This window comes from Legionella genomosp. 1, assembly GCF_900640215.1.
Lineage (GTDB): Bacteria > Pseudomonadota > Gammaproteobacteria > Legionellales > Legionellaceae > Legionella_C > Legionella_C quinlivanii_A.
Genome location: NZ_CAAAJH010000005.1, coordinates 53,977 through 77,755 on the forward strand (window position 1 = coordinate 53,977; position 23,779 = coordinate 77,755).

Genomic DNA, 23,779 nt, shown 5'->3' on the forward strand with positions numbered 1-23,779 from the left:
TGTGCAGTATAAATTACAAATGCTGCATCATACAAAGCGCCTATGACTTATTGATCCTGCCACTCACCGTTTATCCAGTTGGCAGAAGGCAGACCTGCCAGCTTCCTTTCCCAGGCCTTGAGGATGAAGTTTTGTAACTCTTCAAAGGCCGTTACGCTTTCTACATACAGGGAGGATTTTTCCTTGATTTCCTGAATTTTTTGCTTTCGCCAGGCTTTATCTCTGGCAACACGCATTGCCAACTCAATATATTCTTTCTGATTACTGGCAACAAGCCCGGAAACACCGATGTAGTCATATATGGATGCTGTCCACTTACCAAAGGGGATGTCAAAAGGAAGGGTAACTACAGGAACGCCTAGCATCATAGCATCAAAACTTGAAGACATGCCGCAAAGAGGAAACGAGTCTAAACAACAATCAACGCTCATTAACAGAGAGTGAGCATCCTGCTTGCTTAAAGTTGTCAGGAAAATACATCGATTAATATCCTGCCCCAGCTTCTGCGTAAGCCTTGCTTTAAGAATTGTACCGGAGGGGATATCGCTTCGAAGGATAGCAATTCTTGCATCCGGATCAGCCTTCAATAAGTCATGTAACATTTCATCCATTAGTGGATGAATTTTGGGAGGAGTGTTAGCGCATAAATACACATGCTGCTCAGGGCCGCAATTCAATAGTCTTTTGCGGATTTCGTCGCGCTCAGTTTCCGAGAATGTTGAACTGACAGTATGTGCTGGTCTTTCGATCCAGTAGGGCGGATGCTCGAGGTATGACACCGCAGTCTGATAGAATTCATCTGGCTTAACCGGCTCTGCAGGCCGCCATGAAATGTAATAGTCTGAGTTGGTTAACCCATTGGTCCAGTTTGGTTCCAGTAAAATCATTTGGAGGTGAGCAAGCCTGGCCATCAGTGGGAAAAACATTGAAAGGGTGCTGGGCCCTGAAACGATGATGTCGAGCTTTTGAGCTGCTATAATTTTAATGGCGGGTTTGGTATCATCAGCAGGGAATTCTACTATGTTATCAGTACTGGCCAGCCAGCCTTTCGCAATGTTAGAGTTGCTCTCGTTACCTGGACGCAGGTAAACGGTTTCAAATAAGTTCTTATCCAGTCGGCGCAACAAGCCAGACATCATGGGCATGAAGTCGTAAACGATAAACCCAATTCTAATCTTTTTAGCGGGATTACGCGAAGTCGGCGGCTGCCCAACGACATGAGACGCTGTATAATTAAGCTCCGGCCATGTAGAAAACGAAAATCGCTCCAGTGCCCGCATTGCATGATGGTATTGCCTGGCGCCGGCATCAGGAGATGTGAATATGCATTGCCAGGAACCCCATTCGAATAACAAATCTTTGGATGGCGAATTAAGGGTTATTGATTCGGATGCCAATTGTTTACATGATTCGATAAATTGCGTGATTGCTTCTTCAGAGGGGATAAAGGGCAAAGACAATGAGGCAATCACTTTTAAAGTATGGAGTATTTTTTGGGAATCCTTTTTGGAATGAAATGATTTGCATGCAGCTTCATACATATTCTGGAAAAATTCAGTTTCAATATCCAGGTGTTTTCCCAGGTAAATGGCGCTTTTTGCAGTTTGGAAATCGAAGTTGTTTTTTGAAATATGTGAAATAAAGTATTGTTCCAGTGATTTGAATTCATCAGGGGTACAAGCTTGTTTAATTGTGTGATAATTAATTAAGAAGCTTAATGGTATGCCCGCATTAATCACCTCTTTATAGAAGTCCGCTGCCGAAGTATTAGTAAGTTCTGCGCCTGAAATTTGCTGCATAAACCTGAAATAACGCTGGACGTAATTATGGTGAGCACAAGTCTGGAGATAGTATATTCTTAACCAATTGTCTTCAGGATAAATCCGCATTCCCTGTTCAAATATTTCGCAAGCACCTTCGGCATTTTTTAGGCGCAATGTGGCTAATGCAGACAGAGTGTAATTCGTGAGGTTGGTTCGTTCCAGCCTGGATAGTCTTTGATAAATTTTTTCGGCCTTGCCGCTACGGTTCTGCTCCGCAAACTGCCAAAGCCTGATTAAACTTTCCGAACGATTACGCCTGATGCCGAGGGTTACTCTTGCAAAATTAATATATTTATTGTCGTAAAGAGCGGCTTTAATATATCGTTTTGCCTTCGGTGGTGTTACTTTTTTTATTAGATTGTATAACGTCATGGCTTTGATCATCCTAGATTTGCAGGCAATAGCGTAACTGGATTATCCGTAAACTAATACCCAAGTCATTAAAGAAACCTCCCTGAAACACTACAGAAAGGCAGCTTTCAGCAAGAGGAATCAAAATATAGAAAGTATACTGATCCCAGATGCCCTGGTTTTAATTAATATTTTTTCCATACTACACGATTCACATAGTCCACATAGCTGTGGATTACCCGTAATACTTTGTCGGAAACATTGGGCATGCTATAGTCGCTTACAAGGCGCAGCTGCCGTTTCTCACCACGTGATTGGGATTCCAGAATGTCGAGTCCCTGAAGAATTCGCTCAGCTTCAAGGCCAACCATCATTGCACTAGTCTCCTCCATGCCTTCTGGTCTCTCATGCGCCTCACGTAGATTAAGCGCTGGGAAGTTGAGAATAGAGGATTCTTCATTGATGGTTCCGCTGTCAGACAAGACAGCCTTTGCCGACATTTGCAGCTTCACATAATCAAGAAAGCCAAGCGGCTTCAGCGGGCGTATTAACTCGTGCAGGCGTACTCCAGTCGTATCCAGTCGTTTCTGCGTACGCGGATGGGTTGACAAAATAACAGGTAACTCATACTTCTCGGCTACTGCGTTCAGAGCTGAGACCAGTTTGTGAAACGATTTGTCTGATTCGATGTTTTCTTCACGGTGGGCACTTACCACAAAGTATTGCTCTTTGTATAATCCCAATCTTTCCATCACCTCGGAAGCCTGAATTTTCGGTAGATAGTGATGAAGAACCTCATACATTGGGCTGCCTGTTTTGATAACCTGGTCAGGGGGTAGTCCCTCTCTGAGTAAATAGTCTCTTGCAATCGTGCTATACGTCAGATTGATGTCTGCTGTGTGGTCAACTATGCGGCGGTTGGTTTCTTCGGGTACCCTCTGATCAAAACAACGATTGCCCGCCTCCATATGAAAAATGGGAATCTGACGCCGCTTTGCGGGTATGACCGAGAGACAACTGTTCGTATCACCCAGAACCAGCACCGCTTCAGGCCTGTGTTCTGCCAGAACGCGATCAACTGCGATGATCAAATTTCCAATCGTATGTGCTGCACCTGTACTGCCCGAAGCACTATCAAGAAAAACATCGGGTTTGCGAATGCCCAGATCATCAAAGAAGATCTGATTCAACTCATAATCATAATTCTGGCCTGTATGTACCAGTATGTGATCACAGTGTTCATCCAGTGCTGCCAATACGCGTGACAGTCTGATAATTTCGGGACGCGTACCAATGACGGTCATTACTTTCAATTTTTTCATTTTTACTCTCAAACCGGGCAAGCATAGGTATCGGGACGCGAACGATCAAAAATTTCATTGGCCCATAGCATCACGATCATTTCATCATCGCCGATATTGGTAATATCATGCGTCCATCCCGGAACTGTTTCCACAATCTCGGCAGATTTACCGTCAGTGACAATTTCATGGGTCTCGCCTGTTTGTATGTGACGAAACTTAAACCGTGCCTTGCCTTTAATCACAAGAAACTTTTCTGTTTTGCTATGATGATAGTGTCCGCCACGAGTTACTCCCGGATGAGCGGTAAAATAGGAAAATTGACCGCTATCCTGAGTCTTAAGCATTTCAACGAATGAGCCTCTTGCATCGCAGTGCTGCTGTAACGAGTAGTGAAATGACTCAACAGGCAGATAGCTGACATAAGTTGAATATAAGGCTCGTATTAAACCAGTACCAACGCGTTCGGTCGTCAGGGATTGCCGGCTCTCTCTGAAACGGTGAATCAGATCGACTACCTCTCCAACGGTGGTCGAATACTGGGGAGCTACGCTTGCAAAGCCATTGCTGTTAATGGCTGGTTTTGTTCCATCCATAATACTTATGAAGCAGTCAACCACATCATCGACATACACCAGCGACAATGGGGCAGAATTATCATGCACCTGAACAGGCAGCCCACGGGCAATATTGTGGCAGAAAGTTGCGATCGCCGAATTGTAGTTTGGACGACACCATTTACCGAATACATTAGGCAGCCTGAAAACATAGGCCGAGACATTTTTGTCATTTGCAGCAGTAAATACCGCATCCTCCGCGGCAAGTTTGCTGCGGCCGTAGTCATTGTCTCTCTCTGCCTGAATGGATGATGCAAATACCAGTGAGATAGATCGATTTTCAGCGGCACTTATAGAGCTGACGGCATCGCATAAGGCTTCTGTGAGATTTCGATTGCCGGTGATGAATTCTTCCGTATCCTGTGGGCGATTGACGCCTGCGAGATGGAATACCAGATCAACGGCCTTGAGTTTAGGCTTCAACTCGTTGACATCATGTGTCCTGTCAAAGCAAACTATCTCCACATCCTTACGTTCGCTAAGCTGCTGCCTCAGATTTTTTGCAATAAATCCTTGTGATCCTGTGATTAATACTTTCACTAGACTCGCTCCGGGATGGCAGTTTCACGTCGTACGATTTTCTGCATGTACTCGAGTTTCATCAGCAGTTTCTTCATTCCCTCGACATCTAATCGTCTGGTGTTGTGTGAATTGTATTCCTCTTCATGGAGAGCCTGCGTGATCCGCTGTTCCCCTTTTTCTACAAACTTGCCATAGTTAAGGTCACGGATATCAGGTGGAACGCGGAAATAATCACCAAGGTCTTCTGCATAGGCACGCTCCTCTCTGCTGAGCAGGGACTCATAAAGCTTTTCACCATGTCGTGAGCCAATGATCGATACAGGATGATCTTCCTTGTGCATTAGTTCAAGAATGGCTTTAGTAAGCGTCTCTACTGTCGCAGCAGGGGCTTTCTGCACAAATATATCCCCATTCCTGCCGTGTTCAAAGGCGAATAGCACAAGATCAACTGAATCGGCCAGCGTCATCATGAACCGCGTCATTTGAGGATCGGTAATAGTAATTTTATTGCCATTGAGAACCTGGTCTGTAAACAGGGGTATTACCGACCCGCGTGAGCCCATTACATTACCATAGCGTGTGCCGCAGATTATCGTTTGTGCAGCATCAAGGTTGCGGCTTGCGGCAACCATCACTTTTTCCATCATGGCTTTGCTAATACCCATCGCATTGATTGGATAGACCGCTTTGTCCGTACTCAGGCAAACAACTCGACGTACCTTCGCTTCGATGGCTGCAGTTAGAACGTTTTCTGTGCCCAGAACGTTAGTTCGGAATGCTTCCATCGGGTGAAATTCACAGGAGGGTACCTGTTTCAGGGCTGCCGCATGGAAAATGAAGTCACTTCCCCGTATGGCCGCGGCAACGCTTTGCTTATTACGGACATCACCGAGGTAGAATTTAAGCCGGGGATCATTGTAGGCTTTACGCATGTCGTCCTGCTTTTTTTCATCACGGCTGAAAATACGTATTTCCCGCAGATTGGTATTAAGCATCCGCTTAAGGACCGCATTACCAAACGAGCCAGTCCCTCCAGTGATCATCAATACTTTTTGACTAAACATATATCCGTTCTCAATTTAAATAGATGAATGACTCGATTTCCTCATAAAGGCCTGCTTAAATCAATAACTACTTTGAGGAAAAAAAATCCGTCTTCTCCGGAGTTTATCACCACTGGATACTCCATTGTAGATATAACCTAAAAAAAAATGAAAATCCTAAGACGGAGAGCGGGTTGAGTTGTTCCCTGTAAATATAAAATGTACGAACAGAAACCAAAAAAGCTTTGATGTTTAAACAATATTATTAAGTTGCCAACTATATTACAATCACGATCATAACAATAAGACGGTTAATTATATGAGGAAATGTCTGGCTTGCAGCACACTTTTTCTTGCTGAAGAGCATAATTGTCATGCCTGTGAGGGAACATACTCGATAGTGGATGGTTTCCCTTCATTTGCACCTTCATTGGCCCATGAGGGGATCGGTTTCGATCCGGAAAGTTTTGCTGCATTGGCCAGATTCGAGGCAGCCAATTTCTGGTTTCGGGCGCGTAACCATCTTATTACATGGTCACTTTCCCATTATCGCCCTGAATTCCAGTCCTTTCTTGAAATAGGCTGTGGAACCGGTTTTGTATTATGGGGCATCTCCAAACTATTTCCGGAAGCAAGACTGCATGGCAGTGAGCTATTCACCGCGGGTTTACAATTTGCGGCCCAGAGACTGCCGTCTGCAAGTCTTATGCAAATGGACGCAAGAAACATTCCCTTTGATAACGAGTTTGATGCGATAGGTGCCTTCGATGTGATTGAGCACATAGAAGAAGATTCATTGGTTTTAGAGCAAATTTTCCAGGCATTAAAACCAGGTGGGGTTTGCTTAATTTCCGTGCCTCAGCACCCCTGGCTCTGGAGTCCGATGGATGAATATGCCTGCCACGTGAGACGTTATAAAGCAGACGAACTACACGACAAAGTTCGAGGCGCGGGTTTTAAGATTTTACGCAGCACTTCATTTGTGACCAGTTTATTGCCCGCGATGATGTTATCAAGGTTTGTGCAACAATTTAAAGGACCTCAAGCCCACAGGGATTACTCGGAACTTAAGATGTCTCCGGTGCTTAATTTCATTTTTGAAAAAATGCTGCGTGCAGAAATTGGGCTTATTAAAAAAGGAATTAATTTTCCTGTTGGCGGCTCGCGATTTGTAGTTGCGGAAAAACCATAATCATTTTCTGATTTTTTGCAATGGACATGAAGGGTGCACTATGTTTACCCTGATCATGGTCTTTAAACCAAAGTTGGCAAAACTGGGACAAGCAGTTTAACAATTCGCTCTGAGCGATCCTTGTTTGCATCACAGTTTAAATGGTAGTCTGTATCGAAAAAGTTCTCCGGTTTAAAATTAAATTCATTGGGCGTACCCAGGACGCTGATTCCATTATTCCTAAGTTCTGTCCAAACATTATTTACAAAAGCCTGATACCAGTCTGATTGACTCGTCGTATCATCTACCTGAACCGGGGCGATAACAAACACATGAATCCCTCTGGCTTCTAAACTTTTAATTCGTTTAACAAGAAATTTAAAGGACGTTCTATTAATGGATGAAGTGCTTTTAGGAACCAGATAGTTAGCCGCGCTGGCAGAAATCCGAACTCCGCAGGCATGCAGCATATCGCCATGATCATTCATATTCAGATAAGAATACGAAAAATCGTTCTGAGCATTGGAATTCTTTTTGTAATTAGCCAGGGCTTCAGAAGGGGACGATAATTCGCGTAGTGGATTCTCTTTTAATACAGCTTCCTTATTAAATTTGGTTGACAGATTATTCATCAGGTCAGTAAGGGAAATAGATTTATAAAATTCTATTTTTCTTTTCAAACCGAGTCCGGCAAAATAGGAACTGTGCCAGGCCACTACCTGATCTATCAGCCACTTGGTAGGAACCTTGTAATCCCTGATATAATAATCCCATACGATAGGAAGTATAACGGTGTCTCCCGGTCTTGCATTTCGTGATGCAACATCCAGTATCGAATCTAATGGGAGAGCTCCATGAAGCCCTAAGTTGACAACGGGTCTTCCAATTTTTTGCTCAATATAGGGACTGTCCATTCCAAAAAGCACGTTTGAGTCGCCGAGCAGCAGTATTCGTGGGCCTGATGCCTGTTTGGCAATGTCTTCTTTCAAAAAAAACCAGTTGGCAAGCTCATAGCCAGCAGGAATAGGCGCGCCAAATTGGTAGTTGAAAGCCGCAAGGTAGGCCCCGATAAGGACCAGGGCGGTTACCGCAGAGGATATTATGGTTAGTCTATATGGCTTCATGGCTAGAATTGGAAATAAAGAAATGGGCTGTTAATGTTGGTACCAAATGTCGTTAATATACTTATAATACCCAGCGTTGTACAGACAACAGCTATTAGGATACAAAACGCCTGGCTGACCCTTGCTCCGCTATATTCGTCGATTTTTATGCTGTTTTGCAGTACATTTTCCAGTACAGCAAGCCATTCATAGATATTTGGAAATGCCCAGATAACAATCATGGACAATAATGCATAGCCTATAAATGTCATCAAGTTCAGGTTAGGGAAGAGTGTTCCCCAGCTGGCCCCCTCCATTCGTCCTGTCATGCTATTAATCAGCATATGGGCTGAATGCACCGAATCGGCTCTGAAGAATACCCAGGCCACAACTACCAGAATAAAAGTTAGCAGAATGCTTGAGGGCGCGGCTAATATTCTCGGGATAATGCCCGATAGTCCGAAGTTGCGCGTAAGTTTATGCCAGAGGTGATTCACGCATAAATAGGCGCCATGCAGAGCCCCCCAGATGATAAATGTCCAGTTTGCGCCATGCCATAAACCGCCTAATAACATGGTTGCCATTAGATTATTTAATTTCCGTACTTCACCTTTCCTGCTTCCACCCAGGGGAATGTAAAGATAGTCGCGCAGAAACTGGGAGAGAGTCATGTGCCAGCGGCGCCAGAACTCAATAATGTTTTGCGCCTTGTAAGGTGAATTAAAATTGATTGGCAGTTTAATCCCGAACAGTATTGAGAGGCCGACGGCCATGTCAGAGTATCCGGAAAAATCAAAGTAAATCTGAAAGGTGTAGGCCAAAGCTCCTACCCAGGCGACCCATATATCAACAGCCTGCCCAAGTGCTACTGCGTTGAAGACGGGATCTGCATATGCGCTGATAGGGTCTGCGAGTAACAGTTTTTTACTTAAGCCAACAAAAAAGAGAATAATTCCTATCGCTACATTCCTTGATCTAATCCGATAAATCTCGGGATTTTTAAATTGCGGCATCATTTGCTTATGATGAAGAATTGGGCCTGCAATCAGGTGTGGAAACCAGGTAACAAATAACAGGTAGTGCCAGAAGTTATACTCTTCGGTAGTTTTTCTCCAGGTATCTACAAGAAACGCAATTTGAGTAAAGCTGAAAAAGGAAATTCCCAGAGGCAATACCAGATATAGTGTGGGCAGATTCATGCCAGTTGCTCTGGCAATTTCGCCAAGAAAGAAATTTGAGTATTTGTAATAACAGAGCAGCAACAGGTTTCCGGTAACTCCTGCAAATAATGCGAGCCGTGCTCTGGCACTGCGCTCCTGGTTCATTGAGATAAAGCAACCGATACTGTAATTGAAAACGATAGAGGTCAGTAGTAATGCGATATATTTAGTGCTCCACCAGCCATAGAAAAACAGGGAGGCTGCTGCCAAAAAGATGGCTCCCGCTTTTTTTCCAAACAGGTTTGCTATCAGAAAAAAGCCAATCAGGACGATTGGGAGAAACGCAAAAATAAATTCAAGGGATGTAAAAAGCATGATTCTCTATTCAATTCCTTTTTTAATGCCGCAGTCTACACTCGATTTCTAATTTGTTAAAGTTGCAAAGACTGATATTTTAAAAAGTGTAACTCATTGTATCCCCGGCTATGATGTACAACATTGGGAATTGGAAGTATATTGATGAACTTTGGAATCATCAATATCGCCTTTTCTCTATTTTTAACTTAATCAATGAACTCATATAGACTATTTATCATCTCTTCAGCTATTACGGCGTTTATCATTGGCGCTACCTATTTTACGGCTTTCAATTATCAGTTTGGCGCACCAATTCCGGCTTCATACGATCTTGCAAACTGGGTTATCCTGAAAGAAGATATTGCCAGAAGAGCAACAGGAAAACGAATACTGTTTGTCGCTGACTCCAATGTTTTATTCGGAATGGACAGTGCCTATATAGAGAAAAAATTAGGAAGACCCGTTGTCAACATGGGGCTTCACGGAGGTCTCCCATTGGACTGGATACTTAATGTTGCTGTACGGAATGCACGCCGTGGAGACACGGTAATACTGCCGCTGGTATGGGGATATTATCTGACTGATTACAGAGATCTGAATAACTGGATAGTAGAGCAGGTAGTCGCATGGAACCGCTCCTATTATGACGGACTTAGCCTGGGGAGGAAAATACGTTTTATGAAGTCAGTTTCCCTTGCTGATCTTAAGCAAAATATATCAGTAAAATTCAATAAGGAAGCGATATTAGCGGCAAATCCATTTCTTCATACCCAAACACCCAGCGAGGCGCTTGCCTACTATGACAAGGTTGCCAGTACTCAGGATACATTTTCATATTCCTATGTGAATATGAATGATCACGGTGATATGCTGCACACCTGTGGGGTCAATATCTCTGCTACCGGAGCTAGCTACTTGTTTCCCAAGAAAAATTCCTCCATTAATAAATACTCGGCTAAGTTGCTGATAGACAGTATAAAGGCGATGGAGGCTCGAGGCGTTAAAGTTTTTGTCATGGCCCCGGTACAGGTAGATAGTGAAATTACACGATCCGATTGGTATCAGGAGGCCATAAACAATGTATGGTCAGAGCTTAAGAAAAAAGAAGTGAACCTCTTGGGCACGCCCAATGACTTTTTCTTTAAACCGGAAAGCTTTTTTAATACTGAATATCATTTAAACTGTGCGTCCAACAAGGAGAGATCAGACCATATTTTAAAGTTACTCACTCCGGTTTTAGACACCGAGGCACGAAGGCATTCCCGTTAGCATCTTGTACAAAAGTTGCGTTATTAGCGCAAGCATTTATTATTTTTTTTTTGACATTGTCAAACTGCCACTTCCTGACCATTGATAGCTCGATAACTAATGAATGAAAACGTTTTCTTATTTTTTGAATACAGCCAATTTCAAAGAAGCAAATATGAAACAGGCCACAATGACAACCGCTATAGCCTGGACATATTGATGTGAGAATCCGTACCAATCAACCAGGCAAACAAGCAAAGCTAGATTGAGCAAGTAACCAAGTATTTGAACAACACTATATCTTATATAGATTGCCCGAAGATTGCCCGTGTGATTAAAGGTTAAGCGTCTGTTACCTAAAAAACCTATCAGCGAGCCAGTCGAATATAATAAAGTAACCGCTAGTTTTGATGATACTCCCCAGTGTGTTAGTAACAAATAAATCATGTAGGCGCTTCCATTAGTCAAAAGACCGATCAGCGCATAAATTATGAGTTGCTTAACAACACATTGCATTGTAGTGTGTGTTAAAAGATTATTCACTATTTACCGTCAATGAAAAGTTCAGTCTATTTTACAGCAATGGCCTCGTAGGTAAACTTATAAACAGATATACCTAGCAAAGAAAACACAGATTAATAGTGCATAAATCTGCCCAAACGCATTGTTCATCCTGGTTAGGCTTGCTGTTGTGATCCGTACATATTCAATCATGGTATAACACCTCAAGCCCTATCTGGTAAGCCCAGTCTAAATTTTCTACGAGTTCAGTGGGTTCAAAAAGCGTAAATAAAGCAATTAAATATAATGAAAGTAAAAATCCAAGCGCCTGATAAACATTACTGATTATACTTGCTAGTTAGACAACACTGATGCGTGCGCAATTGTCTTATCCTCAATTGTGTTAATATTTAATTTATTATTGTCGTAAAATTTTTCAACAAATTGATAAAATATGTATGCCACCAGGAGGGTTGAGATGAAACCAAATGGTAAAATGCACACGGACTCCAACAGGGTGATTTGAGGAGGAAATAGTTTTCTTATTGAAAAAATAATAGGCCAGTGCCAGACATAAAAACAGTAAGTAATGGCGCCGGCAAACGCAGAAATTTTCCAGAAAGGGTTATGACTTCGTTGTTTTAATTCGGCAGTTTCAAAGAAAAATATACAAACTCCAGTACCTAATGCTATAACCGCTGGCGCTAAACTCATGAAGCTATTGAACCACTTTAGAACAACAATTGCAGGATAAGACCATCCTGTGAGTAGTACTTGTAACGCTATCACACTGATAAAGCCATATCGCATACCGTTTTTTAAATAAAACTCGCTTTTTCTATAATTATTGACAATTATGGATGTAGTAACACCTACTAGGAAACAATCAATATTGGTTAAGAACGGCATATACACCTTGGGATGCCAGGAATAACCTTCACTCAATAGCCAATACCTCATACTAACGAAGCCGACACACAATGAAATGACAAAAAACAACAACTTTTTGGTGCTGGTGAAGAAGAAAGCGATCATTAAGTATAGAAACGGAACCAGCAGGTAAAACTGGCATTCCGTACTGAGTGACCATAAAACTCCATTTGTCCCACGTAAACCATTGAGATCAAATAAACAATATTCGAGAAACTCATTCACCATTAAAGGATTTCTAAAATCTAAAGTTTGTGGACTCATTAGGATTGCCACAATGAAAATTACAGAAAAATAAATGGGTAGTATACGCCTCATCCGGTGAGTATAAAATTTCTTGATTCCATTTCTTGTCAAATTATGCCGGCGTGTTACAAAGCCTTTGCCCATTAAATATCCTGATAATGTAAAAAAAATCCAAACGCCGCCCCAGGGCGAGCAACTAAAGAGGGTTAATACAATGTAATTATAAGGATATGCCAAGGAAATAATTCCAGGCATGAACGCATTAATAAACCAGTGCCCAAAAAAAACATTCAAGCAGGCAAGGGCTCTGATTCCCAATAGTGGATCTTGTTTACTTCTAATATTCTGAAAGCGATCAACTGATTTGATTGTAGAAGGATTCAAATCATTATCTGTTGCAAACTTAAATAATGAAATTATAAAGGTGACTAACAAGAATATCCGTACGGTCCAATAAATAGACCAGGAATGAGGAAACCCCGTGAGCGATGATTTGAAATAGGATTGGAGAATAATCAAAGTTGCCGGTAAATAAAGCAATGTGAAGAGTAGTAAGGGTTTTTCCTTAAAAGACGACATATTCATTTTACTCTAAATTATGTACTTACTCTGCAAGCAGTTTAACATTACATTTAAGATTTATACAGGCAGCATTATAAAATTTCAGTTAAAACATCAGGCTTGAATCTTCAGTTTGACTCAGTATATCCTTTTCTAATGTCTGGGATCCTCGCTGATTTAAATGCGGCTTATGGTGGAAAGACGGGGGAGAGCCGGCTTCATAAGTATGGCGAATAATGGTGTAGGGGCGGTTTTTTATCTCAATAAAAATCTTTGAAAGATAAATTCCAATGATGCCAATTAATGAAATAATCAGCCCTCCCAGTAACCAAATGGAGGCCATTACTGAAGTCCAGCCTTGCAATACTTTGTGTAAAAAAAACTTATTAAAAATCAACAGGGAGGTATAGCCGCAGGCTATTCCCATAATGATTAAACCGATATAAAAAACCATAACCAGAGGTAAATTACTAAATGAGGTAATTGAGTTAGTGAACAAAGCAATTTTTTTGCCCAATGTGTAGGTTGTTTTGCTCGAGGAGTGTTTTTTAACGGTCTTCGGGCATTGTTTGAACCCGGTAATATGCCATAAACCAGCAATATAGATCTCTTGTTCCCGATGTTGTAACAAGGCGTTGACATAACGACGTGTCATTAGGCGAGCTACTGTAATATTGGCCGGTAGACGCTCTTTAATTAAAAGCTTTAGGATGCCGTAAAACAGTTTGCCGCTGTAGCGCTCAAATAATGACCCTTTTCTTTTCTGCTGTACACCATACACTACATCACAGAACTCAGCTTCCAATTGCTCATTAAATGAAAAAAGCCATTCAGGCTCTTCTTCCAAATCGCTATCCAGCAAAAAAATTTTTTCCCCCCTGGCTTGAGCCAGTCCAGTCATCATTGCTTTGTGATGTCCAAAATTACGAGATAAGTCGACAATTTTAAGAGCAGGGAATTCTGTCATCAGACTAATAGCTATATCGAGGCTGTTATCAGGCGAACCGTCATTAACGAGGATAATCTCATAATCCTTACCCACAAGCTTTTCGGCGACAATAGACACGCGTTGACAAAACTCTTTAATATATTGCTCAGATTGATAAAGGGTAGATACAATTGACAGTTCCATTCATTTCCTTTAATAAAGCATAAGCACTGATCTGTAGTCTCAGGATATATCTTGCATGACGGGATTTATCTTTTTTGTAATAATAACACCTAAAGCCAAGGAGTTGTAGATGGGATACCTTAGCCAAAACCAATTAGAAGCTATGAATTTTAAGAAGTTAGGGAAAAATGTAAAAATTAGCGATAAGGCTTGCATTTATAATCCAGAGCAAACAGAGATTGGTGATTATACACGCGTGGATGACTTCTGTGTTATTTCTGGAAAAATAGCGATGGGAACTTATGTGCATGTTGCTGCTTTTTGTTTATTAGGAGGGGGTACTGAAGGGATTTTTATTGGTGATTATTCGGGTGTCTCCTATGGCTCACAGGTATTTAGTCAATCAGATGATTATAGCGGCGAGTATCTGTATAGCCCCTTAGTTCCTAAAGAATATAAAAATGAGTACAAAGCGAAGGTTATAATTAACCGCTTTGTTATGATTGGAGCAAGTGCGGTGATTTTCCCCGGAGTTTCAATAGGCGAGGGTTGCTCCATCGGTGCTATGTCTCTGGTCACCAAAAACACCGACCCCTGGGGGGTTTATATTGGCATTCCAGTGAAAAGAGTCAAAGAAAAAAGCAGAAATGTGCTTTTACTTGAGAAAAAGTTTAGGGAAGAAAATCCTGTGTAACTATTCAGCCCAGGGAATTTATAGAAACGTCATCCTGAACGCAGTGAAGGATCTCCTGAATCTGGCTCAGTTCCAAGCAATTTGAGGTCCTTCTCTATGCTCAGGATGACGTACCTGGTGAGTTACGAAAATAATTCCCTATCTGTTTGATAATCCACTCTGTTTCATCCAGGGATAAATTATACCATAACGGTAATCGAACCAGGCGCTCGCTTTCTTTGCTGGTAAAACTATCCTCTCCCGCAAAGCTGCCAAATTGTATGCCGGCCGGGCTTGAATGCAAGGGAATATAGTGAAAAACGGTTTGAATTCCGCTTTTTTTCATCGCTTCAATAAATTCTGCCCGCTCATTGTTTGAGGGTAATTTAAGATAATACATGTGTGCATTATGCTGGCAATTTTCAGGCACAAAAGGACGGGTAATTAATGATTCGGACTCAAGGGAAGCCAGACCCTCATGATAGGTATTCCATATAGCAAGACGTTGCTCATTAATTGCTTCCGCTTCCAATAGCTGAGCATACAGATAAGCCATCTGAAGTTCGCCCGGTAAATAGCTTGAACCTACATCTCTCCAGGTATACTTATCGACCTGTCCCTTCAAAAACTGGGCGCGATTCGTACCCTTCTGGCGAATAATTTCTGCACGCTCTAAAAAGTGCTCATCATTAATTAGCAGAGCACCTCCTTCGCCACCCGAGGTATAGTTCTTTGTTTCATGAAAACTGTAGCAGCCGAAATGTCCAATAGTTCCCAGGGGGCGTTTTTCGTAGAAGGCCATGACTGCCTGTGCAGCGTCCTCTACAACAAAGAGATTGTATTTTTCTGCTAACGCCATAATCGCATTCATTTCACAGGCAACGCCAGCATAATGTACTGGAACAATGGCTTTGGTTTTATTAGTGATTGCTGCTTCGATTTTTGTTTCATCAATATTCATTGTATCCGGGCGAATATCTACAAAAACAATTGTTGCCCCACGCAGAACAAAGGCATTGGCGGTGCTGACGAACGTATAGCTTGGCATAATCACTTCATCGCCTGGCTGGATATCCAGGAGAATCGCCGCCATTTCAAGAGCGGCTGTGCAGGAAGGGGTCATCAGCGCTCTCTTGCAATTAAACTGGTTCTCAAACCACTGCTGGCAGAGCTTTGTATAATGACCATCGCCGCAGAGTTTAGAGCTCTGCATAGCTGCCAGGACGTATTGATCTTCAGCGGTGGTGTAAGCTGGTTTATTAAATTGAATCATTTTAATCTCTACTTATATCGGACTTAGCTCAAAATTCTCGGAAGCCTTTTTTTCTTCAAATAGTATTGATTGCAAATAGGCGCCATAGCTATTTTTATTCATATGATGAACCAGCTCAGAAAGTTCCTCGGTGCTTAGCCAGCCATTATGATAGGCAATTTCTTCGAGACAGGCGATTTTAAGACCTTGCCGATTTTCAATTGCCTGTACAAACATCCCTGCCTCAAGAAGGCTTTCATGCGTGCCGGCATCTAGCCATGCAAAGCCGCGGCCCAATAATTCAACATGGAGATTATTTCGCTCAAGATAGGCTTGGTTGACCCTTGTAATCTCGAGTTCACCTCGTTTGGAGGGTTTAATCTGTCTGGCTATTTCGACTACATCATTATCATAAAAATAAAGCCCGGTTACTGCATAATTGGATTTGGGGTTTATCGGTTTTTCTTCAATGGACAGCGCGCGCAGGTGCTCATCAAATTCAATCACACCAAAACGGTGGGGATCTTTGACACGATAAGCAAAAATGGTTGCACCTGATGCACGTGACAATGCCTCTTGTAGTTTCGGAGTAAGACCCTGGCCGTAATAAATGTTATCGCCAAGAATTAAACAGACTTTTTCTTTGCCGATAAATTCTTCGCCTATAATAAAGGCCTGCGCTAATCCTTCAGGTTTTGGCTGGACCTCGTAGCTTAGTTTAATTCCAAACTGCTCGCCATTACCCAGCAAATATTGAAAAGAAGCCTGCTCTTCGGGGGTGGTGATGATGAGAATGTCGCGAATACCTGCCAGCATGAGAACCGACAAGGGATAGTAAATCATCGGCTTATCGTATATGGGGAGTAATTGCTTTGAAACGCCTTTGGTTATGGGGTGGAGCCTGGTGCCAGCCCCACCTGAAAGAATGATGCCTTTTGTATTGGTGGGCTGGGGTTTGAAGATAAACGGGTTAACTTGACGGCTCATACTAATGCATCCCCATGTTCGCGCTGATTGAACACTTGTTGTTTTGATAAAAGCTTACTGCTCCAGGAGCGGTTTTCAACATACCATTGAATGGTCTTGCGAAGTCCCGTCTCAAAGTTTTCTTGCGGAGTCCAGCCTAGTTCCTTTTGCATCTTGCCCGCGTCAATAGCATAACGTTGATCATGCCCCGGTCTATCTGTCACATAGGTAATGAGATCGGAATAATTGTTGACTCCTCTGGGCTTCACTGGCGCAATTTCTTCAAGTTGTGAGCAAAGAGTTAACACCACCTCAATATTTCTTTTTTCATTATGCCCGCCTATGTTATAGGTCTCTCCGGCTCTGCCCACTGTCAGAACGCGATAGAGTGCGCGCACATGATCATCAACATAAAGCCAGTCGCGGACCTGTTTGCCATCCCCATAAATTGGTAAAGGCTTGCCAGCCAAAGCATTTGAAATCATTAAGGGAATCAGTTTTTCAGGAAATTGAAAGGGTCCGTAATTATTAGAGCAATTACTGATTAGTACGGGCAAACCATAGGTACGATGCCAGGCACGAACCAGATGATCGGAGCTTGCTTTACTGGCAGAATAAGGTGAATTGGGCGCATATTTGGTGGTTTCTGTGAAAAGCTCGTCATTATGCTCAAGCTCCCCATATACTTCGTCTGTTGAAACATGATGAAAACGAAAGCTTTTTTGCCGGGATACGGGTAATTGCTGCCAATACTCAAGCGCTGCCTGAAGTAAATTAAAAGTACCTACAATATTGGTATAAATAAAGCTGGCAGGCCCCTCAATTGAGCGATCGACATGCGTTTCAGCGGCCAGGTGCATAACGGCTTCAGGACAATGGATTTTAAAAAGTTCTCTGATTTTTTGCGCAGAACAAATATCGACCTGCTCGAAAAGATAGTTGGGGCTTTTGCTGATTGTGCTGAGAGATTCGAGATTTCCTGCATAAGTCAGGCAGTCGACATTAATCACCTGGTGATCAGTATGGGTTATCAAATAGCGAACCAGTGCTGAGCCGATAAATCCTGCACCTCCAGTTACGAGAATTTTCATACTTAATCCTGTTAAATCGAAAAATTCGGGGATTAACCCAACCTGTGTATTTTCCCTTCTTCTCAGGGAGAATACAACTCTTAACCCATAATTTCTGCCAGATTAAGGTCTGTATATATTTCATCTCATTTCCTTACAAATTGTGCCATTCCTGCGCAGGCAGGAATCCATCTCATCACCGGCACTTAGCCAAACCATGGATGGATTTCCGCCTGCGCGGAAATGACACAGCTGCCTAATTTTTATGAGGATGTCTCAGGCAATTGCCAACGAGCCTAGAGGAGCTTACTTTTGAGCCGGTTTTCGCTTATTAGGCAAGCCAATCACCAGCTTGTTCAGATAATAGGTTAGAGGAACCATCGCTGCGATCACCAGCAAGGGGGCAAGCTGCTGAGAAATGTTAAACTGCTCAACTAAAGTTCCCAGCAAGGCCGCGGAGAGCAGATATTGTACGACATAAATTAAAGGATAGGTAAATAAACCTTTCCAGTGCAACTCCGCTTTAAAAACAATTACCGTATTAAACCAGTAGGCCAGCAATACGCCTAAAAAATAGCCGATAAAATAAGCCCACTGATAGTCAATAAGATGATTCAGGCTAAGATATATAAGATAAGTAAAGCTGGTTGTAAGTCCGCCGCCCAGCCCGAAAAGCAGCCACCGTTTAATCATTATTCACTCTGAATTTGCAATGATGCAGGGAAGATTAATATTTAAAAATTGTTTATCAAGTGTATCATAATGCGTCAGAAAATGGGGATTTATCCGCAGTTAGCGCTTCATTCGCTTTGCCAGTCGTTTGCCAAAGCGGTTAGTTGGCAATTCAACCCAGCGATGCAGGAGCAACGCCAGTGAAATAGCGATAATTCCAGCGAGCAAAATGGCGAGTATCGCCGGAAATTTTTTTACATAAGTCAGCCAGTAAATCAACACATAACTAGGCAATAAATGAACCACGTAAAGAGGATAGCTTATATTGCCAAGCCAGATAAACAGGGGTGGTGCTGAAATCTGTTCTCTGAAGCGATACGCGACTGCGAAAATAATCAATGCCAGGCCATAATTAAAAGTGCCAGGATACCATTGTGACTGATAATCGCTTCGCGACCAAAGCAACATGAACAGCAGGAAAAAGGCAATGATGAGTGTGGTCATTTGCCGGGTCGACAGGAAATTGCGGCAATGCCAGTTAAAACAGGTGCCTATTAGCATATACACAATGTAGACCGCCGAGTTTCCGCAAGCATGAGCTAATCCATACCAGGAAATAGTAAGTGTCCACTGATTAACCCGATTATCCATGCCTAACTGCGTTTCAGAAAGAATTAAGCCGATAAGGCTTGTGCAGGCTACCAGAGCGATAATATCCATTTTTTTTCCCGAGGTCAGCAGCCCGGAGAAAAGCGCGCAAAGGAGATAGAATTTAATTTCAATTTGTAATGTCCAGCTGATTGCATCGAGACTTGGAACCCAGAACAAATCCCGGGTAAGGCTGAGCTGGGCCAGAATATCAAAGGTTCCTATCCATAGTTTTCCACGGTGAAATAATAAAAGAGCTACTAATGCGAAAAAGAAGGCGGCCCAATAAGTGGGATAAATTCTAAAGAAACGCGTTATCAAAAACTGTGTCTTTGAATATTTGGCCAGTGAAAAGGGTATGACAAAACCGCTGATTAGAAAAAACAAAGAGACGCCAAAATGGCTGTACCTGAACCAGCCAGTATCATTGATAATAGACACCAGTTCTGGCGGGTAGGGTGCCGCTTCACAGACGCGAAGACCCAACAACTGACAGACTGCCAGGTGATTTAACCAGAAATGACCCAGCAGATGCGCTCCTAAAAAAACGATGGCAGAGGCCAATCCTCTGAGGAGATGGGCAAACAGATAATGGTGTTCTGGTAAGGGATGCTGCGGTTTGTCAGTGCTGGAGGTCATATCTCAACCTGAAAACCAATGAAGATCGGCTTTAATATTGATTAATATGCCATTTTTAGGGATCTGTGGGGGGCTGTCAAGTGAGGGTAATGAGGTATTGTCATAAATTCCTCATTCAAATTATGCGCAAGCCGTGTCATTCCCGCGCAGGCGGAATCTATTTCATCATAGGCACTGTGCCAAATCATCGCTGGATTTCCGCCTGCGCGGAAATGACAGACTGAGGTTTAATCTGGCGGAAATGACAGAGATCGAAGCTGTCTTTCAGACTTGGCAGGCTTAACCAATTGCCTCGTTCAAAGAATCCCGTGTTTGCTCACCGTAAAGTATCTTAACCAGTTTACCCTGAGGATTAAGAACGAAGGTGGCAGGCACCGCGCGTGGCTGCTCAAAATTCAATGAATGACCCGGATCAACTGCCAGGCAGGGGTAAGTGATTCCGTGTTGTTTAATCAGCCGTCTTTGCTCGCGCAATGGCAACTCATCATAATTGACGGCAAAAAGAGCTATTTTCTCTTTATTATTCTTATAAAAACTGTTGAGTTCATGGATCTCATTCAGACAGGGCTGGCACCAGCTTGCCCAGTAATTAATTAACACCCATTTGCCTCTCAGGCTGCTCAGATCAATTTGTTTGCCTTCCGTATCAGTGAGAACAGTCGCCTGAGCCAGGGAAAAAACAGAAGTGAATAGCAATGCTATAATCAATTTTGCAACAGTCACAATGTCCTCCTCGAGGTTGAAACAGCCGCTAGTTTATCATAGGCTGGCAAAAACAGAACAATGTTCAGGTATAATTAACCAACGGGGCAGTCACGCAGCAGGAGCTTCTTATGAGTCAACGTAAAGTGGCAAAGTTATTGACCGGGCATTTAGTCCGCGAAGGCGGCGGCGTCAAGCTTCAGCGTTATATTGGAATGGAACGCGATAATCCCTATGAGCCAATGCTCTTGTTCGATTTTTTTGATAGCAGCAATCCGCTGGATTACATCGCCGGATTTCCCTCCCATCCGCATCGCGGTTTTGAAACCATTACTTACCTGCTGGAGGGACAGATAGAACATCAGGACAACCATGGTCACAAAGGCGTAATCGGTCCTGGTGATGTGCAATGGATGACCGCAGGTCGAGGGATTATTCACTCAGAAATGCCCAAGGAGTCTGCCCGATTGACAGGACTTCAATTATGGCTAAATTTACCAGCGGACAAAAAAATGATTCAACCCGCTTATCAGGAGTTTACTGCAGAGCAATTAGCTTATGAAACGTTGCCCAACGGGGTTGAGCTTAAATTAATTGCCGGTGAACGAGAAGCTTCCTCATCTCCAGTGAAGGGTATCGCGACTGATCCCTTATTTTTTGATATAAAATTACCCCCGGAAAGCGAGTTTCTGCAGAAGGTTGCGGAAAGCCATCAATGTTTAGTATTTGTCTTGAAAGGAGAGTTGCTTATTGATTCGCAGCGAATCGCCAGTAAGGAAATGGCCATCCTTTCCTCCGGGGATGAAGTACATTTAAAAACGAGCACAGAGGCCTGTCATTGCATTTTGATTGCAGCGCGCAAACTCAATGAACCCATCGCTCGTCTCGGGCCTTTTGTCATGAATACACAAGAGGAAATATTTCAGGCAGTTGAAGATTTCAGAAATCACCAGTTTTAATCAGTACTGTGGGGCCATAAATTAAAGGAGAAGGAAATGGCAAAGGTTTTAGTGTTGTATTATTCAAGTTATGGGCATGTGGAAACGATGGCCGAGGAGGTTAGTAAGGGAGCAAAGGAAGTAGACGGCGTTGAAGTCGCTCTGAAACGGGTTCCCGAAACCATGCCGGAAGATATTGCCAAAAAAGCAGGCGTCAAACTTAACCAGGAAGCGCCGGTTGCCAGCCCGCAGGAATTAGCCAATTATGATGCCATTATCTTTGGTACGCCTACGCGTTTCGGCAACATGGCGGCCCAAATGCGTAATTTTCTTGATCAGACAGGCGGCTTGTGGGTAAACGGCGGCCTGGTCGGTAAAATCGCTTCAGTGTTTGTATCAACAGGAACTGGAGGCGGGAATGAGTCCACCATCATTTCATTCTGGAATACCCTTATTCATCACGGCATGATTATCGTCGGAGTGCCTTATTCCGAGAAAGGTTTAACCGATCTTAGCGAAATGCGCGGCAGCTCCCCTTACGGCGCAGGAACTATTGCCGGTGCTGACGGAAAACGAACTCCTTCAGAAATTGAGCGGCAGATTGCCCGTTTCCAGGGTAAGCATGTGGCTTCGATAGCCAAACGTTTGTGCGGTTAACTGAAGTCAAGACAAGGACCCGCTGACAACGGGTCCTTAATTACAAAGGATTAATTGTGAATAGACGAATCATGGCTGTCTCTTTTCTCTGCAGCCAATTCATCTTTTGTTCCTTTGTTGACACTGCGTCTTTTGCTCTTTTCTCTCTTTATACCAAAAAACATAGCCGCTTTGCGTAGAATGCCTTTCTTCTCGTGGGGGAGAGAGTCTTCCACGGCAAAATCTTTCTCAACTGATGGAGGCGGCTCTGGTTTTTGAGGAGGAAGCTGCAGATCCCTGGCTTTTTTAAAATTATTAATGGCTTCATCAACAGAGATTCTGCTTTTGGGCTCGATAAGGGTCAGCGTTTTCAGGGTATTCACAATAAGCTCTTTTACCTCAGGCTTCACATCAAGCGCATAAAACATATGGCTATAATCGTTAGCTCTTGCCACGGGCAACACTCTACCCGCTGCTGCTTCATTATATAAAAAAGCAGAGTTCCTCCACACCAGGGCGACCAGGCGGCCTAGAGAGTAAAGATCGGCGCGATAATCGATTGTTTTATTTTGCGCTGCTTCGGGACTGACATACATTGGCGAGCCCACATCATCCTTGATTTTTTCCTCAAATAATCTTGCTAAACCGAAATCGATGGTTTTAACATTGAGTTCATCATCGATAATCACATTTTCAGGTTTCAAATCACGGTGGATAATCTGATGATTAAATACCTGCTCTTTCCAGGCTTCAAGGAGGTTAATACTGATAGTAAAGCGTTCATGCATGGTCAGTGGTTTAACCGCTTTACTCCAGTCAATGGCACGATCATCATCAATAATATCGCCCAGACAGCGCCCCTCCATCAGACGCTCAACCATATAGGCCTCTCCGTCATACATTACTGGCTGTTTAGGATGGGTATGGGGTGTTTTACTTGCAATATCATATTCTCGTTTCAAGCCAGGATACCCCTCGTAATTTGATCTGGGGGTATAGGGATCGTGCGCAACTTGCTTGGCAAGGCGGCGTTCACCTTGTTTTTTTTCCTTGAAGCTTAAATCTGTATTGCTGTCAGTGAGGCGATAAGTGACTTTTACAGGAATTGCCAGACCAAAGGCGCCTTTACCCAGAGGTTTTTCGGCTAATACCCCATAACGATTATCCTCAAGCCGGTCGTGTTTGATATTGGCGGGTGTTTTTTTACTCTTGAAACGTATAATTTTCTCCCCCAGTACAACTGTTTCAATCTGGTCTTTATAATACACATTGCCGTAATAGATATTGCGAAGTCTGACATCATAGGATTTTGCGGCCCGCCATCCATAGCGCGGCATCCATCCTTCGGCATTACTGGTTTGTGCGAAAAGTGCAGCCAGGATCTTTCGTTCTTCGTCGGTGGGAGAAGAGGGGGTTTTGATGGTAATGGTCATCGAACATCCTTGTGTCTTTTTTATTTTCTGTACCGTTATTATAGCAGCATGTCTAAAAATAAATCATAAAGATTCCTGATTGCCCCAATTGTTATTTGCTGTGCA

Annotated in this window: 21 protein-coding genes; 5 read left to right on the plus strand and 16 right to left on the minus strand. The window is 42.9% G+C overall.

Annotated features, from left to right (window positions below):
* Positions 1-47: 47 nt before the first annotated feature.
* From E1O89_RS06590 to E1O89_RS06605, 4 genes are all read right to left on the minus strand, one after another.
* Positions 48-2,195 (minus strand): tetratricopeptide repeat protein, encoded by a 2,148-nt coding sequence (locus E1O89_RS06590; RefSeq protein ID WP_165483086.1) that lies wholly within the window; start codon positions 2,193-2,195, stop codon positions 48-50.
* 164 nt (positions 2,196-2,359) lie between these two features.
* Entirely contained in the window at positions 2,360-3,496 is a 1,137-nt protein-coding gene (wecB, locus tag E1O89_RS06595; RefSeq protein ID WP_133139473.1) for a non-hydrolyzing UDP-N-acetylglucosamine 2-epimerase, read from the minus strand.
* An 8-nt stretch (positions 3,497-3,504) separates the two neighbouring features.
* Positions 3,505-4,632, minus strand: coding sequence for a UDP-2-acetamido-2,6-beta-L-arabino-hexul-4-ose reductase (gene wbjC, locus E1O89_RS06600; RefSeq protein ID WP_133139474.1), 1,128 nt, complete (start codon positions 4,630-4,632; stop codon positions 3,505-3,507).
* Positions 4,632-5,678 (minus strand): polysaccharide biosynthesis protein, encoded by a 1,047-nt coding sequence (locus E1O89_RS06605; protein WP_133139475.1) that lies wholly within the window; start codon positions 5,676-5,678, stop codon positions 4,632-4,634. The genes wbjC and E1O89_RS06605 overlap by 1 nt, the downstream gene beginning before the upstream one ends.
* A gap of 298 nt (positions 5,679-5,976) precedes the next feature.
* Here E1O89_RS06605 and E1O89_RS06610 point away from each other — a divergent pair, with 298 nt between their 5' ends.
* Positions 5,977-6,849 carry a class I SAM-dependent methyltransferase gene (locus E1O89_RS06610; protein WP_133139476.1) on the plus strand — a complete coding sequence of 291 codons (873 nt, stop codon included), beginning with the start codon at positions 5,977-5,979 and terminating at the stop codon, positions 6,847-6,849.
* Between the two features lie 62 nt (positions 6,850-6,911).
* On the opposite strand, the gene E1O89_RS06615 is transcribed toward E1O89_RS06610, so the two are convergent.
* Positions 6,912-7,952 (minus strand): hypothetical protein, encoded by a 1,041-nt coding sequence (locus E1O89_RS06615; protein ID WP_133139477.1) that lies wholly within the window; start codon positions 7,950-7,952, stop codon positions 6,912-6,914.
* 2 nt (positions 7,953-7,954) lie between these two features.
* Positions 7,955-9,466, minus strand: a complete 1,512-nt coding sequence (locus tag E1O89_RS06620) for an MBOAT family O-acyltransferase (RefSeq protein ID WP_133139478.1) — start codon at positions 9,464-9,466, stop codon at positions 7,955-7,957.
* Positions 9,467-9,661: 195 nt separating this feature from the next.
* On the opposite strand from E1O89_RS06620, the gene E1O89_RS06625 reads away from it, so the two are divergent.
* Positions 9,662-10,717, plus strand: coding sequence for a hypothetical protein (locus E1O89_RS06625; RefSeq protein ID WP_133139479.1), 1,056 nt, complete (start codon positions 9,662-9,664; stop codon positions 10,715-10,717).
* 117 nt (positions 10,718-10,834) lie between these two features.
* Here E1O89_RS06625 and E1O89_RS15775 read toward each other — a convergent pair whose 3' ends face one another.
* The 3 genes from E1O89_RS15775 to E1O89_RS06640 all read right to left on the minus strand — a co-directional run bounded on the left by E1O89_RS15775 (position 10,835) and on the right by E1O89_RS06640 (position 14,066).
* A complete protein-coding gene (locus E1O89_RS15775; protein ID WP_410054762.1) occupies positions 10,835-11,212 on the minus strand; it encodes a GtrA family protein in 378 nt (125 codons plus the stop codon).
* 339 nt (positions 11,213-11,551) lie between these two features.
* Positions 11,552-12,808, minus strand: coding sequence for an acyltransferase family protein (locus tag E1O89_RS06635; protein WP_165483088.1), 1,257 nt, complete (start codon positions 12,806-12,808; stop codon positions 11,552-11,554).
* A gap of 232 nt (positions 12,809-13,040) precedes the next feature.
* Complete coding sequence (locus E1O89_RS06640; protein WP_133139482.1) at positions 13,041-14,066, minus strand: glycosyltransferase family 2 protein; 1,026 nt, start codon at positions 14,064-14,066, stop codon at positions 13,041-13,043.
* A gap of 109 nt (positions 14,067-14,175) precedes the next feature.
* Here E1O89_RS06640 and E1O89_RS06645 point away from each other — a divergent pair, with 109 nt between their 5' ends.
* Positions 14,176-14,739: an acyltransferase gene (locus E1O89_RS06645; RefSeq protein ID WP_133139483.1), complete on the plus strand. Its 564-nt coding sequence runs from the start codon at positions 14,176-14,178 to the stop codon at positions 14,737-14,739.
* A 100-nt stretch (positions 14,740-14,839) separates the two neighbouring features.
* Here E1O89_RS06645 and rffA read toward each other — a convergent pair whose 3' ends face one another.
* From rffA to E1O89_RS06675, 6 genes are all read right to left on the minus strand, one after another.
* Positions 14,840-15,991, minus strand: coding sequence for a dTDP-4-amino-4,6-dideoxygalactose transaminase (gene rffA, locus E1O89_RS06650; protein WP_133139484.1), 1,152 nt, complete (start codon positions 15,989-15,991; stop codon positions 14,840-14,842).
* Positions 15,992-16,003: 12 nt separating this feature from the next.
* Positions 16,004-16,957, minus strand: a complete 954-nt coding sequence (gene rfbA / locus E1O89_RS06655; RefSeq protein WP_133139485.1) for a glucose-1-phosphate thymidylyltransferase RfbA — start codon at positions 16,955-16,957, stop codon at positions 16,004-16,006.
* A complete protein-coding gene (gene rfbB, locus E1O89_RS06660; RefSeq protein ID WP_133139486.1) occupies positions 16,954-18,027 on the minus strand; it encodes a dTDP-glucose 4,6-dehydratase in 1,074 nt (357 codons plus the stop codon). The genes rfbA and rfbB overlap by 4 nt, the downstream gene beginning before the upstream one ends.
* Positions 18,028-18,312: 285 nt before the next feature.
* Positions 18,313-18,699 carry a GtrA family protein gene (locus E1O89_RS06665; protein WP_133139487.1) on the minus strand — a complete coding sequence of 129 codons (387 nt, stop codon included), beginning with the start codon at positions 18,697-18,699 and terminating at the stop codon, positions 18,313-18,315.
* 99 nt (positions 18,700-18,798) lie between these two features.
* Positions 18,799-19,965 (minus strand): acyltransferase family protein, encoded by a 1,167-nt coding sequence (locus E1O89_RS06670; protein WP_133139488.1) that lies wholly within the window; start codon positions 19,963-19,965, stop codon positions 18,799-18,801.
* Between the two features lie 279 nt (positions 19,966-20,244).
* Positions 20,245-20,688 carry a TlpA disulfide reductase family protein gene (locus tag E1O89_RS06675; RefSeq protein ID WP_233013825.1) on the minus strand — a complete coding sequence of 148 codons (444 nt, stop codon included), beginning with the start codon at positions 20,686-20,688 and terminating at the stop codon, positions 20,245-20,247.
* A 110-nt stretch (positions 20,689-20,798) separates the two neighbouring features.
* Between E1O89_RS06675 and E1O89_RS06680 the strand changes: the two genes are divergently transcribed.
* Positions 20,799-21,626 (plus strand): pirin family protein, encoded by an 828-nt coding sequence (locus tag E1O89_RS06680; protein ID WP_133139489.1) that lies wholly within the window; start codon positions 20,799-20,801, stop codon positions 21,624-21,626.
* Positions 21,627-21,662: 36 nt separating this feature from the next.
* Complete coding sequence (gene wrbA / locus E1O89_RS06685) at positions 21,663-22,262, plus strand: NAD(P)H:quinone oxidoreductase (RefSeq protein WP_133139490.1); 600 nt, start codon at positions 21,663-21,665, stop codon at positions 22,260-22,262.
* Between the two features lie 50 nt (positions 22,263-22,312).
* Here wrbA and E1O89_RS06690 read toward each other — a convergent pair whose 3' ends face one another.
* Entirely contained in the window at positions 22,313-23,674 is a 1,362-nt protein-coding gene (locus E1O89_RS06690) for a protein kinase domain-containing protein (RefSeq protein WP_133139491.1), read from the minus strand.
* Between the last annotated feature and the right edge of the window lie 105 nt (positions 23,675-23,779).